General features: G+C 66.1%; 11 protein-coding genes and 2 pseudogenes. 6 read left to right on the plus strand and 7 right to left on the minus strand.

The genetic code is table 11. From position 1 onward, the window contains the following. Nucleotides 1–269 (plus strand): NAD-binding protein (locus DFR41_RS10185; protein ID WP_170159338.1); only part of this gene is annotated, 269 nt, incomplete at its 5' end. Between the two features lie 50 nt (nt 270–319). On the opposite strand, the pseudogene DFR41_RS27955 reads toward DFR41_RS10185, so the two are convergent. From DFR41_RS27955 to DFR41_RS10210, 6 genes and pseudogenes are all read right to left on the minus strand, one after another. Then, nucleotides 320–805 (minus strand): annotated as a pseudogene (locus tag DFR41_RS27955) (IS3 family transposase); the annotation flags it as partial. Further along, nucleotides 787–1,200 (minus strand): hypothetical protein, encoded by a 414-nt coding sequence (locus DFR41_RS10190; protein ID WP_114802603.1) that lies wholly within the window; start codon nt 1,198–1,200, stop codon nt 787–789. The pseudogene DFR41_RS27955 and the gene DFR41_RS10190, both read right to left, overlap by 19 nt. A gap of 137 nt (nt 1,201–1,337) precedes the next feature. After that, a complete protein-coding gene (gene rtcA, locus DFR41_RS10195; protein WP_114802604.1) occupies nt 1,338–2,399 on the minus strand; it encodes an RNA 3'-terminal phosphate cyclase in 1,062 nt (353 codons plus the stop codon). Between the two features lie 20 nt (nt 2,400–2,419). Further along, the gene (locus DFR41_RS10200) at nt 2,420–3,235 is read right to left on the minus strand and encodes a nucleotidyltransferase domain-containing protein (RefSeq protein ID WP_114802605.1); all 816 of its coding nucleotides are present in this window, start codon (nt 3,233–3,235) and stop codon (nt 2,420–2,422) included. A 57-nt stretch (nt 3,236–3,292) separates the two neighbouring features. Beyond that, nucleotides 3,293–4,519 carry an RtcB family protein gene (locus DFR41_RS10205; RefSeq protein WP_244917710.1) on the minus strand — a complete coding sequence of 409 codons (1,227 nt, stop codon included), beginning with the start codon at nt 4,517–4,519 and terminating at the stop codon, nt 3,293–3,295. A gap of 656 nt (nt 4,520–5,175) precedes the next feature. Further along, complete coding sequence (locus tag DFR41_RS10210) at nt 5,176–6,747, minus strand: TROVE domain-containing protein (RefSeq protein ID WP_114802607.1); 1,572 nt, start codon at nt 6,745–6,747, stop codon at nt 5,176–5,178. 206 nt (nt 6,748–6,953) lie between these two features. Here DFR41_RS10210 and rtcR point away from each other — a divergent pair, with 206 nt between their 5' ends. Next, complete coding sequence (gene rtcR, locus DFR41_RS10215; RefSeq protein ID WP_114802608.1) at nt 6,954–8,561, plus strand: RNA repair transcriptional activator RtcR; 1,608 nt, start codon at nt 6,954–6,956, stop codon at nt 8,559–8,561. A 38-nt stretch (nt 8,562–8,599) separates the two neighbouring features. After that, nucleotides 8,600–8,872: pseudogene (locus tag DFR41_RS10220) on the plus strand (NAD-binding protein); the annotation flags it as partial. A gap of 10 nt (nt 8,873–8,882) precedes the next feature. On the opposite strand, the gene bamE reads toward DFR41_RS10220, so the two are convergent. Next, nucleotides 8,883–9,494: an outer membrane protein assembly factor BamE domain-containing protein gene (gene bamE / locus DFR41_RS10225; protein WP_170159339.1), complete on the minus strand. Its 612-nt coding sequence runs from the start codon at nt 9,492–9,494 to the stop codon at nt 8,883–8,885. Between the two features lie 336 nt (nt 9,495–9,830). Between bamE and DFR41_RS10230 the strand changes: the two genes are divergently transcribed. The 3 genes from DFR41_RS10230 to DFR41_RS10240 all read left to right on the plus strand — a co-directional run bounded on the left by DFR41_RS10230 (nt 9,831) and on the right by DFR41_RS10240 (nt 14,273). Then, the gene (locus tag DFR41_RS10230) at nt 9,831–12,131 is read left to right on the plus strand and encodes an NADP-dependent malic enzyme (protein WP_017757907.1); all 2,301 of its coding nucleotides are present in this window, start codon (nt 9,831–9,833) and stop codon (nt 12,129–12,131) included. A gap of 188 nt (nt 12,132–12,319) precedes the next feature. Next, nucleotides 12,320–13,351, plus strand: a complete 1,032-nt coding sequence (locus tag DFR41_RS10235; RefSeq protein ID WP_114802610.1) for an ABC transporter substrate-binding protein — start codon at nt 12,320–12,322, stop codon at nt 13,349–13,351. Between the two features lie 79 nt (nt 13,352–13,430). Next, a complete protein-coding gene (locus tag DFR41_RS10240; protein ID WP_114802611.1) occupies nt 13,431–14,273 on the plus strand; it encodes an ABC transporter ATP-binding protein in 843 nt (280 codons plus the stop codon). Nucleotides 14,274–14,288: the final 15 nt, after the last annotated feature.

Here is a 14,288-nt window from a genome sequence, read left to right on the forward strand (position 1 = left end):
TCGCGGCCAGCCGCATCCTGGAGGTGCATGGCGAGCGCATGATCACCCGCGGCTTCGCGCCCGGCTTTCGCATCGCCCTTCACCAGAAGGACCTGAACCTGGCCATGCAGAGCGCCCGCAGCCTGGGCGTGGCCCTGCCGCAGACGGCCGGCGCGGCGCAGCTGATGAACGCCTGCGTCGCCCTGGGCCACGGCCAGGCGGACCATTCCGCGCTGGTCCTCGCGCTGGAGGCGATGGCCGGGCATCCCGTGGCGCCTGGCCACGACTGAATCGTCGGCACGCCAACGATCCACGTTCAGGCTCCAGCCGCTGCGGCTCGATTGATGACGAAGGCCCCATACAGCCAGCCGTGCCAAGTGGCGACGTACATGAAGGCGCTGACTGATAACTGGGTGGGCCTTGGGCACGGAACTGCCGATTGACCCGGTCCAGCGGGCATGACACCTTGACATCGCCGAGCGTGGTGCGCACGACCTTGCCAAGCATTAGGCCGTGCAGAGCCCCATGCTTCGTATCAATCGCCCACTGTGCAGCGGGCCACGGCGACGCCTTCGCACGCCAGTTGCCACCATACCTTGTCGGTACCGTGGACCTTCATGTTGGCTTGCGAAACACGCCGAATTTGCGGCATCAGCATCTTGTCGCGCTTGCTGCGGACACAGCGCCATCGACTTGGCGCGCTTGACTCATTCGTTAACGTCCGCGGCACGCAGCTAATGTTGGGCGCGATGAACTCGATGGCCGCTTACAGCGGCGCGCACTCCCCGTGCCGCTCCTGCACCAACCTCACCGCCCGGTCGCGCACTTCAGGCGAAAACTCGTTTCGACTTGCTCATGCTCAATCCCCTCAAAGCGTTGAGCCTCCCCACAATGGGGGCGGATAACTACGTAGTGACTCACTGCATTAAGGCACGGTTGCGCCTCGGTAAGCGTCACCACCTGCGCCGTGAAACCGGGATGCAGCGGAACATGCGGGCGATGCGCGCCAACAAGTTTGCGCGTCTTCTGTGTCGCGTCGAGCAGAAATCGCGCCGCATCCTCAGCTGTCATCGTGGACAGGCGCGAGACCACTTCATCAGCCAGCACGTAGCCCGGCGGCTCAAGCTCCTTAAGCATCGTCGCTATCTGCTGTGGCGTGCCACCGTCCGTTCCGGGCCGCACATGCAGCAGCGAACGGCGGCGCAGGTAGATCTCTTTCATCGCCTCCTCCCCGAAAACAAGATCGCCTGCTCAGAGGCAGGCGATGAGCGCAGAGCGGGGACCCTAGGTTCAGAGGTTTTAGAAGGAAGGAACGCCATAGCCGCTCGAAAACATCATCTCAGGCGCTGGTCAGCCTGCTACAGGAATTGCCCCGTCGGGGGATCGCTTGCCTTTGCCGCGACAGTGATGCAGCCCCTTGCAGCCGCGGAAGAGAACCTCACCGGCAAGAACCTCTCGATGACCTCGAAGTTCGTGGTTGCGTGAGGCGTCAGCTCCGTGCAGGTGTACGACGCCACTCCTCCGCGGCACCACAGGCCCAGGGCCAACGGCAGCGCCCACTGATCAGCGAGGTGAGGCCCCAATGCTGCATGGCAGACCTGGTACGCGCGGACTTCACGCACAACCTCGCGGGCTACCTGCTCCGCGCTCACGCCCTTCTCGCCGAAGGCCGTGAACACCTCGCTGACGTGATCGTAAACGAGGGTCGCTAGCAGCGCATTGCCCGGACCCTCGTTCTGCCGGCATGCGGCTTCGCGCAACTGGGCGTCGCTCCAGCCCAGGCCGGTGCCCAGTTGCTCCAGCTCGCGACGGGCGACCGAGCGCGGCAGCGCCGGCGCAAAGCATTCGGCATAGCTCTCCACCTTCGCCCCACGGTCGTTCAAGTCGAAGGGCTGCAGGCTGTCCCCCGCCGGCCAGATCGTGGCGTCGATCTCGCCACCACCGGCGGGGTAGAAGCCCAGCCGGCGAAGCGCAAGGTCGGCTTTCGCGCCGAGCTTGGCCAGCAGCGGCGCATAGGCTCGCTCCAGGAAGTGGAAGGGCGGCGCCATCGGGTTGTGTGTGCCGCCACCCAGCTTCAAGTGGCTGGGTGCATCCGCCAGCATCAGCGCGGGCCAGACGGTCTGCAGCACGAGCGTGCAGCTGCCGGCCGTGCCGACATTGAATACGTAGTCGCCCGCACGCACCGAGCCCGGCGTGAAGATCAGGGATTGCGAGTTCAGCTCGGCGCCTTGGACTTGCGCCCCGCACACGTCGGCCGCTGCGTTCACGCAGGCCAGGTGCTGGCGCATCAGGCCTGGCTTGGCGCGGCCGGCGCGAATCTTGGTCAGCGCGAAGGGCTGGCCCGTGCACATGGACAGGGCCAGCGACGTCCGCAGGATTTGTCCTCCGCCCTCGCCGACGGAGCCATCGATTTCGATCATGTTCTTCTTCTCTTGTTGTTCTAGGTCTCGGCGCCGAAGTGCAGGACGGCGTCATGCAGGTACTGGTCCAGCAGCCTGGCATCCGCCTTCGGCCATTTGTCCGGCGCAAAGCTCATCGCTTCGGCCAGCTCCGCCTCGATGAAGTTGTGGATGCCGACCCAGCGCGGGCTGGTCGCCGATTCGCCGGCGCGCATCTTGACCTCCAGCAGCGCGTTCACTTCGGCGAGCACTGCACGGTCGGTCAGCGTCTGCATGGCGAGTTCGGCAAAGCGCATCGGCGGAACACCGCGCCCTTCGCGGATCCACCTTGCCGCCAGCAAGGGACGCAGCACGTAGAGGTATTTCTTGTAGCAAACGACCTCGCCGTACAGGTGCTCCCGCAGGTTCTTCTTGGCCATCGACACGTAGTGGTGATAGCCCCGAACCGGAGAAAAACCATCCTCGGCGAGCGTGCGCAGGCGTGCGACCCACTCGGCATCCTGCTGATAGACGATGGGCGAACGCAGCCACTCCAGCAGCGTCGGGTTGGACTCCTTCAGCAGCTGCAGCGTCTTGCGCAGGTCCCAGCCGTTGATGTCCAGCTCGCCGCTGATTGGCTGCTCGATGACATCGCGGCCCGGTTCCACGGTCAGGTACCAAGGCTGGCGTTTCACATAGATGAACCGCACGTCGTAGTCGCTGTCAGGCGACGCGAAGCCCCAGCCGCGGCTGCCGGATTCGCAGGCAAACAGCACCTTCACGTCGTGCTGCTTTTCCAGGGCCGCCAGGTTCTGAAGCACAGTGGCGCGCATCTCGTCCGAGACGGGGTGGGCGCTCAACACGGACTCTTCTTTCATGCTCTCCCTCCTCAATGCCTTCGGTTGAGCGGGTGAGAGCACGAAGCCCTCGCCCGCTCATCCCTTCACGCACACCACCTGCTTCAGCGTGTGCACCACTTCCACCAGGTCGCTCTGCGCGGCCATCACGGCGTCGATGTCCTTGTAGGCCATCGGGATCTCGTCGATGACATCGGCGTCCTTGCGGCACTCCACGCCCTCGGTGGCCTTGACTTGATCCTCGATGGTGAACATCTTCTTGGCCTTGGTGCGGCTCATCATGCGACCGGCGCCGTGGCTGCAGCTTTCGAAGCTTTCCGGGTTGCCCAGGCCGCGGACGATGTAGCTGCGCGCACCCATGCTGCCCGGGATGATGCCCATCTCGCCGCGCTTGGCGCTCACGGCACCCTTGCGGGTCACGAACACATCCTCACCGAAGTGGCGTTCCTGCTGCACGTAGTTGTGGTGACAGTTCACCGCTTCCACATGCGCCTCGAACGGCTTGGTGATGACCGAGCGCACGGTCGCGATCAGGTTGGCCATCATGACCTCACGGTTCTTCATCGCGAACTTCTGGGCCCAGGACACGCCGCGCACGTAGTCGCCAAAGTACTGGGCGCCTTCCTCGAAGTAGGCCAGGTCCTTGTCCGGAAGATTGCGCAGGTTGCGCTCCGCGTCCTTCTTGGCCAGCTCGATGAAGTGCGTACCGATGGCATTTCCCACGCCACGCGAACCCGAGTGCAGCATGAACCAGACGAAGCCAACCTCGTCGAGGCAGACCTCGATGAAATGGTTGCCGGTCCCCAGCGTTCCCAGGTGCTTGCGGTTGTTCGTGTTCTTCAGGCGCGGGTGCAGTTCGCACAGCGCATCGAACTCGTCCACCAGCGTGGCCCAGATCTGATCCACCGTTTCGGGCGGGTTCTCCCAGCTGCCGGGGTCACGGCCACGGTGCTTGGGCGCCGAGCCGTGCGGGACCGCCTTCTCGATCGCCGAACGCAGGGCGGCCAGGCTGTCCGGCAGGTCTTCCGCACGCAGGGTGGTCTTCGCGGCCATCATGCCGCAGCCGATGTCCACGCCCACGGCGGCCGGGATGATGGCCTTGATCGTCGGAATCACCGAGCCGACGGTCGCGCCGATGCCCAGGTGCACGTCCGGCATGGCCGCGATGTGCTTGAAGACGATGGGCAGCTTGGCCGCGTTGGCGAGTTGCTGCTTGGCTTCGGGCTCGACTGGGACGCCCTTGGTCCATATCTTCACCGGCACGCCACCAGCGACTTCTTCGAGGTTGTAGTTCAGTTCGTTCACTTTTGTTCTTCCCATGGAAGGGAGCGGTGACGAGGAACGATGAAATCTTTCTCTCCGCCATCCATTGCTGGACCGGGATTTGAACCCGGGCGCCTCAAGATCGCTCTCGAGGCACGCAGCTTTCGCCGCGTGCGTCTACCTGTAATTCCATCTGCATTCACCGCCAAACGGGTGATGCCCTGCCACGACAAGGAGTGGTGAAACGTCGTGCTCTACCGCTGAGCTACGGTCCCCTTGATCTGGGACCGGCGGGACTCGAACCCGCGACCACGAGATTAGTAATCTGTAGTTCCACCTGCATTCGCAGCAAGGCATCTCAAAAAAGCGCGACAAGAGGGGCAAGACACTGCCATGCCGGTTTCCCGGTTGGGGATTCGAACCCCCGGCGTTCCACATGTAGTCCTGCCAGCATTCGCGCAAAACCGGATCCCCCGCGTGGCGACTAACAGGCGGTGAGACACGCTTGGGATGTAGTCCCACCTGCATTCGCCACGCGACGACACGTGTTGGGTTGAAAGGTTGGTGCCCCGGGCGACGAGAGTTGCAAGAGCGGCCTACGGGTTCTCCGTTGCGGGCTTGCAGGCCCGCGCGGCCAAAGGGTGCTGTACTCCTGCAGGCATTCGCCCGGGACACCTTCCAAAGGTGGTGTCGCAGCCTTACTGCGCGGCCAGCGACACCTTGTCAATCTCACCGACCCAGTGCTCGGCGTCCATCGTTCCGGTGGTGAAGTTCGCCACCATCCTGAACACCACATCCGAGAAGCCGCCGACATTCAGGATGTCGTGCCGCTCCGCCGCCTGCGTGGTCGCGGTGGGCTGGATGTCGATGCACACCAGGCGCGCCTTCGGATTGCGCTGCTTCAACAGGTCCCACTCGCGCAAGGTCTGCGTCGCACCGCGCCGGTTGCCGTCGACCCAGGACTCGTTGTCCGAGACCAGGATCACCACGTCGACCGCCGCACGCTCGCGGTTCAGCACCGCCAGCGGCGCGCTGCAGTTCGTCCCGCCGCCACCGATCTTGGCCAACGCCTGGGCATTGGTCATCACCGAGTCGCGAGCGTTCAGCTGCAACTTCACCACATCCTGCTCGAACGGCAGCACACGGGCCTGCGGGTTCTTGCGAAGCACCGCAGCGGCCACCAGGGCAGCCACGTCGATGCAGCGCACGCTGGACGTCGCTGAACCGCGATGACCCGTCACAGCCGAGCTCATCGAACCCGACACGTCAGGGCACACCACGACACGACCGGCCAACGCCGGCACATTCGCCAGCGACAGCTCCATCGCATCTTGCAGCGCGTCACGCACCTGCACCGGCACCGTGTCGCCAGCTGCCTTGAAGGCAGACAACAGTTGGTACGGCATCACCCGTGCCTTGGCCACGGCCTGGGCATCACTCAGCTTGGCGGCCACCACCTCGGTCATGCCGGGGAGGTCGAACACGCCATGCCGTGCGAAGGTGTTCAGGTTCTGTCGCACCATCTGCCACGAGCCCTGGCGAGCAATCTGCGCCCATTGGGCGGAGGTCAGCGCCAGCGCGGTCAGCATCTGGAAGGGCACGTCAGGCACCTCGGCAGCCTCACCCTGAGCAGCGCGCTTGAAGCGTTCGAACGCCTGGGTGATGGGCGGCAGCGCCGCTTCATCAAAAGGCCGGCCGATCAGCCAGGCAAACCACGCCGCACGCCCGGCCTCGGAAGGCTTGGGGTGAACCATCTTGACCACGTCGGCCAGCGACGGCGTGTTCCCCACCGCCGCGTTCAGCAGTTGCCTCTCGGTCGCCGTCAGCAGCCAATGCTGCACCAGCTTCTTTGGGCGGGAACCCAGCGACTTGCGACCCACTGCGCCGCTACGCAGGATCTGCACGAAGTTGCGCAGCATCTTGCCGTTGTCGACGACGCGAGAGAACACGGTGCTCAGCAGCGCGACATCACGCACGGCCAGGCTGGCAGCGAGCAGTGCCGGCACGTCCTTCATGTAGCCGGACTGGCGACCGTAGATCGCAGTCTTGGCGATGAAAGCGGGCTCTAGGGTCTTGGTCAGCGCCAGCACCTGGTCGAGCTGCTGCTCTGCGTCTGCGTAGAACGTGCGGCTCAGGCAGCCGGTAGCGGCCAGTTGCGCCAACTGGTGGCGAGGGCCGAAGGCATAGGCCGGGGCCTGCTCAGCGTTGCACACCGTGGCTGCGGGCAGCAGGGCGCCTTTGATCGTGTGGAAGAGTTGGGTGTTGACCATGGCGTTCTCCTCTTTTGCATTCAACGTTTCGTTTGTGCCTTCTTCTTTGCAACGGGTGTGCCAAGTCTGGTGGCGGCGGAGGCCGACGAAGGCAAGCAATTGATTTGCAAGAAAAAAACGGCTCAATATGCCGTTCTGGCCGAGGCTGCCGCTTTGCGAGTTCCGTCCAAGGCTAGACTGGTGGCTAGCTCGCTATCCGATTCGCTATGTCCAAGAAAACCGTCGTCATCGGCTTCCTCGGCTCCCAACTCGACTCTGGCCAGGGCGCCGGCCGCTGGGAGAAATGGCGCCCGACCATTTCACTCGTCCAGCACGACGACACGCTGATCGACCGCCTGGAGCTGCTGCACTCGGCCAAGCACACGGCACTCGCGCAGCAACTGGTGCGCGACATCGCCAACGCCTCGCCAGACACCCAGGTCAACCTGGTGCCGATGGACGTGGCCGACCCGTGGGACTTCGGCGAGATGTACGCGGCGCTCTACGACTGGGCGCGCGCCTACCGCTTCGACCCGGCGCACGAGCAGTACTGGGCGCACATCACGACAGGCACCCACGTGGCGCAGATCTGCATGTTCCTGATGGTCGAGTCCCGCTTCATCCCCGGCGTGCTGCTGCAGTCGGCGCCGCCCCAGAAGCAGCAGGCGGGCAACCCGGGTAGCTACACACTCATCGACCTGGATCTGTCCCGCTACGACGTTCTGGCCCAGCGCTTCAACCAGGCGCACGCCGAGGCGCTGGACTTCCTGAAAAGCGGCATCCCCACGCGCAACCAGCGCTTCAACGCCCTGATCGAAGAGATCGAGCGCGTGGCAATCCGGTCGCAAGCGCCCATACTGCTGACCGGCCCCACGGGCGCCGGCAAATCGCATCTGGCGCGCCGCATGTTCGAGCTCAAGAAGTCGCGGCACCAAGTGCACGGTGATTTCGTGGAGGTCAACTGCGCGACGCTGCGCGGCGACAGCGCGGCTTCGACGCTGTTTGGCCACAAGAAGGGTGCTTTCACTGGCGCGGCGGCGGACCGGGCCGGCCTGCTGCGCACCGCCCACCAGGGCGTGCTGTTCCTCGACGAGATCGGCGAGTTGGGGCTCGACGAGCAGGCCATGCTGCTCAAGGCGGTGGAGGAGAAGCGCTTCTTCCCGATGGGCAGCGACCGCGAGGTCAGCAGCGACTTCCAGCTGATCGCCGGCACCAACCGTGATCTGCGCGTCGATGTCGCCCAGGGTCGCTTTCGCGAAGACCTGTTCGCGCGGATCAACCTGTGGGCATACACGCTGCCAGGCCTGGCGCAGCGGCCCGAGGACATCGAGCCCAACATCGACCACTTGCTGGCACGGTTCGCGACGGAGTCCGGTCGTGCGGTGCGTTTCAACGTGGAGGCAAGGGCCAGGTACCTGCAGTTCGCGCGGTCTGCAGAGGCACTCTGGAACGGCAACTTCCGCGACCTGATGGCCAGCGTAACGCGGATGGCGACGTTGGCGGATGGCGGACGTATCTCGACGGCTCTGGTCGATGCGGAGATTCAGCGGCTGCAGTGGCTCTGGAAGCCCGTGCAGGATGACCAGGCCGAGGCCGCGGTTGAACTGAGCTCGCTGCTGTCGCAAGAGATCGAGGGATCGCTCGATCTGTTTGACCGCCTGCAGTTGGAAGCGGTCGTGCACATCTGCCAAGCATCCTCAACGCTGTCGGAAGCAGGGCGCCGGCTCTTTGATCGGTCGCGCGCGCAGCGCACCGTCATCAACGACGCCGACCGGTTGCGCAAGTACCTGCTGAAGTTTGGGCTGGCTTGGGACCTAGTCAAGCGCCAGGGCTGAACGATCAGGGTCAGCTCAGGCGCGATTCCTTGGGCAGTCGTGCGGCCAGCCGCATCCTGGAGGTGCATGGCGAGCGCATGATCACCCGCGGCTTCGCGCCCGGCTTTCGCATCGCCCTTCACCAGAAGGACCTGAACCTGGCCATGCAGAGCGCCCGCAGCCTGGGCGTGGCCCTGCCGCAGACGGCCGGCGCGGCGCAGCTGATGAACGCCTGTGCCGCCCTGGGCCACGGCCAGGCGGACCATTCCGCACTCGTGCGCGCGCTGGAGGCCATGGCCAGGCATCCCGTCGCACCCGAGGCCGCCGGCTGACCCCCCGCCATCAGCGGCCTGGGTCGACCAGCGCCTTGGCGTCCTCGCTTCCCTCGACGCGGTCCAGCCGGCCCTGCGGGTTGAACTGGAGCGTCAACGGCTGCTCCTCCTGCATCGTGTAGTACGCCCAGGACAAGGCCGTGGCCGGCTCCGGCGTGAGCTCTGCCGAGGGGTAGCCCAGCGCCATCGCCACCTGCTCGCGCGTCATCCCCACCAGCACGCGGCTGCTGCGGACCGCGCGCTGCACATCGTCGGACCAGGAGGCCAGCCGGGTCGCGGGGTCCTGCGGCACCACGATGCGGCTCAACCACTCGCGCGCGCCGGTCGCGCTGCGCGAACCGGGGGTCACGTCGTCCGTGAATCCCATGTACGTGTTGCCGACATAGCCCCAGAAATAGGCATTGCGTTTGGTCTGCTCGATGCGCACCGGCCGGCCCAGCCGCGCCACCGGGCCGCCCAGCACATTGCTCGCATAGATGATGTCGCTTTGCACCGGCAGATTGCAGCAGAGATAACCGGTGATGGGGGGCTGCAGCCGCGTGGCGCAGCCGCCCAAGGCCAGCACGGTGGCGCCCAGCGCCAGGACCGCACGCCGGCGGCCCGCTCGGATGGAACGGATCATTGTTGATAACTCCCTTTTGTGGTGCTGCCGCCCTGTGCAGCCGAGATGTCTGCGCCCATACGGCAGCGGCAGTGTAGGAAGCCGCGGCCACGGCTCGCGACTCCGACCGAGGCCCGCGGGACAAACCACCCCAGCCAACGCTTCGCCCACGCCAGCCCGGTCCGACACGGCCGAGAGGCCCACTGCCCGCCCGTTCGCCATGCATCGCTCCATGCCGGATCGGCATAAGGCATCCGAAGCCAGACACCCCCAGCCCTCGGCACGGGCACGGCCCGTGCGTTAGCCTCGGCCCCCCTTCCAACGATTCCGAACGTTTCCCGTCCCCAAGGAGATTGCATGTCCAAGCCGCTGTCCCCCGCAGAAGAAGCCCTGCGCGACGCTGCCCGTGAATACCACCGCGCCGGTGTGCGCGGCAAGATTTCGGTCACGCCCACCAAGCCGCTGGTCAACCAGCGCGACCTGTCGCTGGCCTATTCGCCGGGTGTGGCCTATCCCTGCCTGGACATCCAGGCCGACCCCTCCAAGGCGGCCGAATACACCGCGCGCGGCAACCTGGTCGGCGTGGTCACCAACGGCACCGCCGTGCTGGGCCTGGGCGACATCGGCCCGCTGGCCGGCAAGCCGGTGATGGAAGGCAAGGGCTGCCTGTTCAAGAAGTTCGCCGGCATCGACGTGTTCGACATCGAGCTGGCCGAGCGCGATCCCGACAAGCTGGTGGACATCATCGCGGCGCTGGAGCCCACGCTGGGCGGCATCAACCTCGAGGACATCAAGGCGCCCGAGTGCTTCTACATCGAGAAGAAGCTGCGCGAGCGCATGAACATCCCGGTCTTCCACGACGACCAGCACGGCACGGCCATCATCTCGGCCGCCGCCCTGCTCAACGGCCTGGAGCTGGTGGGCAAGAAGATCGGCGACGTGAAGATCGCCGTCTCGGGCGCCGGCGCCGCGGCCATCGCCTGCCTGGACGTGATGGTGGGCCTGGGCGCCAAGACGGCCAACATCTTCGCCTGCGACTCCAAGGGCCTGATCTACGCCGGTCGCGCCGGCGGCTTCGACGAGTCGAAGGCCCGCTATGCCCAGCCCGATACGGGCGCCCGCACCCTGGCCGACGTGGTGCAGCAGGCCGATGTGTTCCTGGGCTGCTCGGCGCCCGGCGTGCTGACGGCCGACATGGTCAAGACGATGGCGGACAAGCCCATCATCCTGGCCCTGGCCAACCCCGAGCCCGAGATCCGCCCCGAGCTGGCCAAGGCCGTGCGCCCCGACTGCATCATCGCCACCGGCCGCAGCGACTACCCGAACCAGGTCAACAACGTCCTGTGCTTCCCCTACATCTTCCGCGGCGCGCTGGACTGCGGCGCCACCAAGATCACGGAAGAGATGAAGCTCGCCTGCGTGCGCGAGATCGCCGACCTGACCAAGGCCGACATCAGCGAGGAAGTGGCGACCGCCTATGCGGGCGAGGAGCTGTCCTTCGGCCCCGACTACCTGATCCCGAAGCCGTTCGACTCGCGCCTGATCCTGCGCATCGCGCCGGCCGTGGCCAAGGCCGCCGCCGCGTCGGGCGTCGCCACGCGTCCGATCGAGGACCTGGATGCCTACCGCCAGCAGCTGTCGCGCTTCGTCTACCAGACCGGGATGGTGATGCGCCCCGTCTTCGCCGCCGCCAAGGTGGCCGAGAAGAAGCGCGTGGCCTACGCGGAGGGCGAGGACGAGCGCGCCCTGCGCGCCGCCCAAATGGCCGTGGACGAGGGCATCGCCCGCCCGATCCTGATCGGCCGCCCGGACATCATCGCCATGCGCATCAAGAAGGCCGGCCTCAACCTGCGTCCCGGCATCGATGCCGAGGTGGTGGACCCCGAGAACGACCCGCGCTTCCGCCAGTACTGGGAGGCCTACCACCAGCTGATGGGCCGCCGCGGCATCAACCCGGAAGGCTCCAAGGCGATGGTCCGGCGCTCCAACACCACCATCGCCGCGCTGATGGTGCACCTGGGCGACGCCGACGCCATGCTGTGCGGCCTGGTCGGGCGCTTCGACAGCCACCTGAAGATCCTGGGCCAGCTGCTGGGCACCCAGCGCGGCGTGCCGGACTTCGCCACGCTGAACGCGCTGATGCTGGACAAGTACACGCTGTTCATCGCCGACACCAACGTGCACGAGGACCCGACGGCCGAGCAGCTGGCGCAGATCGCGCTGATGGCCGCCGAAGAGGTGCGCCGCTTCGGCCTGCCGCCCAAGGTGGCCTTCCTGTCGCATTCCAACTTCGGCACCTCCGAGCGCGCCTCGGCCCGCAAGATGCGCGTGGCCCGCGACCTGTTCGCGCAGATGGCGCCCGACATCGAATGCGACGGCGAGATGCACGGCGACGCAGCGCTGTCGGAATCGGTGCGGCGCGAGTCGCTGCCCGGCTCCTCGCTGACTGGCGAGGCCAACCTGCTGATCTGCCCCAACCTGGATTCGGCCAACATCCTCTTCAACGTGCTGAAGATGACCGGCGCCAACGGCGTGACGGTGGGCCCGATCCTGCTGGGCTCGGCCAAGCCGGCCCATGTGCTAACGGCCAACGCCACGGTGCGCCGCGTGCTCAACATGACGGCACTGGCCGTGGCCAACGCCAACACCACGCGCTGAGTTCCCGCCGCCGAAGACGCGCCAACTTGGCGCATCGACGCCCCACGTGCGTGCACGCCGTGGGGCGTTTTGCTGTCCGCTCCGGGATGACCCGAGTGCACCGCTTTGGCGCAAGGCTGAGGATCGCACCCCAACGGTGCAGGCACCGTTATTGCTTTTTCCTGCCACATCCCTCAGCGAGAGTCTTCATGAACAAGCGACAAGTCCTGCAGTCCTTCCTGGCCGCCTCGGCCTTCGCCTTCGGCCTGGGCGCGGCCCATGCCCAGGCCACCACGCCGATCAAGTTCCAGCTGGACTGGCGCTTCGAGGGGCCCGCCGCCCTGTTCCTGCATCCGGCCGCCAAGGGCTACTTCAAGCAGGCCGGTATCGACGTGACCATCGACGCCGGCAACGGCTCGGGCGGCACCGTCACCCGCGTGGCCTCGGGCGCCTACGACATGGGCTTCGCCGACCTGGCGGCGCTGATGGAGTTCCACGCCAACAACCCCGACAGCCCCAACAAGCCGGTCGCGGTCATGATGGTCTACAACAACACGCCGGCTTCGGCCATGGCGCTCAAGAAGAGCGGCATCACCAAGCCGGCCGACCTGTCGGGCAAGAAGCTGGGCGCCCCAGTGTTCGACGCCGGCCGCCGCGCCTTCCCCATCTTCGCCAAGGCCAACAACATCACCAACGTCACCTGGACGGCGATGGACCCGACGCTGCGCGAGACCATGCTGATGCGCGGCGACATCGACGCCATCACCGGCTTCACCTTCACCTCGCTGCTCAACCTGGAAGCGCGCGGCGCCAAGGCCAGCGACGTGGTCGTGCTGCCCTACCCCGACTACGGCGTGAAGCTCTACGGCAACGCCATCATCGTCTCGCCCAAGCTGCTGGCCGAGAAGCCGCAGGTGGTCAAGGCCTTCCTGTCGGCCTTCACCAAGGGCGCCAAGGAAGTCATCGCCAACCCGGCCGTGGCCATCGAGTCGGTCAAGGCCCGCGACGGCATCATCGACACCAAGCTGGAGACGCGCCGCCTGCAGCTGGCCATCGACACCGTCATCAACAGCCCCGACGCCCGCGCCGAAGGCTTCGGCAACGTGGTGCCGGCGCGCCTGGCGCTGATGGCCTCGCAGGTGTCCGACGCCTACGGCACCAAGACCCGCGTCAAGCCCGAGGCCGTGTGGAACGGCAGCGTGCTGCCGCCGGCCGCGGAGCTGGCCATCCTGAAGAAGTAAGCGGCGCCCGCGCCTTTCCTTCCTCGGCCTGTGGCCGGCCCGTCGAGGCCGGCGCAGGCCGGTTTCTTGTGCACCGCCCATGGACACGCAAAACACCACGCCCTTCGTCGACTTCCAGGACGTCTGGCTCGCCTACAACGAGCAGTTGCTGCGCGAGAACCACTTCGCCGTCGAGGCCATCGACCTCAAGGTGAAGAAGGGCGAGTTCATCGCCATCGTCGGGCCCTCGGGCTGCGGCAAGTCCACCTTCATGAAGCTCACCACCGGCCTGAAGATGCCGTCGATGGGCAAGATCCGCATCGACGGCCAGCCGGTGACCGGGCCGCTCAAGATCTCGGGCATGGCCTTCCAGGCGCCGTCGCTGCTGCCCTGGCGCACCACGGTCGACAACGTGCTGCTGCCGCTGGAGATCGTGGAGCCCTACCGCTCCACCTTCAAGTCGAAGAAGAAAGAGTACGAAGAGCGCGCCCGCCGCCTGCTGCAGAAGGTGGGCCTGGCCGGCTACGAGGACAAGTTCCCCTGGCAGCTGTCGGGCGGCATGCAGCAGCGCGCCAGCATCTGCCGCGCGCTGATCCACGAGCCCAAGATGCTGTTGCTGGACGAGCCCTTCGGCGCGCTCGATGCCTTCACCCGCGAGGAGCTGTGGTGCATCCTGCGCGACCTGTGGACCGAGCAGCGCTTCAACGTGATCCTGGTGACGCACGACCTGCGCGAGTCGGTCTTCCTGGCCGACACGGTGTACGTGATGAGCAAGTCGCCCGGCCGCTTCGTGGTCAAGCGCGAGATCGAGCTGCCGCGTCCGCGCGAACTCGAAGTCACCTACACCAAGGAATTCAGCGACATCGTGCACGAGCTGCGCGGCCACATCGGCGCCATCCGCCAGGGCGTCGCGGGCGCACCCGCCACGCCACTGCCGCAGTAAGAACGCTCAGGGAAC

This window comes from Pseudacidovorax intermedius (assembly GCF_003350475.1).
Classification (GTDB): Bacteria; Pseudomonadota; Gammaproteobacteria; order Burkholderiales; family Burkholderiaceae_C; genus Xenophilus; species Xenophilus intermedius.

Bases quoted from the DNA above. Each gene is read 5' to 3' on its own strand.
- DFR41_RS10190 (WP_114802603.1), bottom strand. From the start codon at position 1,200: ATGAAAGAGATCTACCTGCGCCGCCGTTCGCTGCTGCATGTGCGGCCC.
- rtcA (WP_114802604.1), bottom strand. From the start codon at position 2,399: ATGATCGAAATCGATGGCTCCGTCGGCGAGGGCGGAGGACAAATCCTG.
- DFR41_RS10200 (WP_114802605.1), bottom strand. From the start codon at position 3,235: ATGAAAGAAGAGTCCGTGTTGAGCGCCCACCCCGTCTCGGACGAGATG.
- DFR41_RS10210 (WP_114802607.1), bottom strand. From the start codon at position 6,747: ATGGTCAACACCCAACTCTTCCACACGATCAAAGGCGCCCTGCTGCCC.
- rtcR (WP_114802608.1), top strand. From the start codon at position 6,954: ATGTCCAAGAAAACCGTCGTCATCGGCTTCCTCGGCTCCCAACTCGAC.
- bamE (WP_170159339.1), bottom strand. From the start codon at position 9,494: ATGATCCGTTCCATCCGAGCGGGCCGCCGGCGTGCGGTCCTGGCGCTG.
- DFR41_RS10230 (WP_017757907.1), top strand. From the start codon at position 9,831: ATGTCCAAGCCGCTGTCCCCCGCAGAAGAAGCCCTGCGCGACGCTGCC.
- DFR41_RS10235 (WP_114802610.1), top strand. From the start codon at position 12,320: ATGAACAAGCGACAAGTCCTGCAGTCCTTCCTGGCCGCCTCGGCCTTC.
- DFR41_RS10240 (WP_114802611.1), top strand. From the start codon at position 13,431: ATGGACACGCAAAACACCACGCCCTTCGTCGACTTCCAGGACGTCTGG.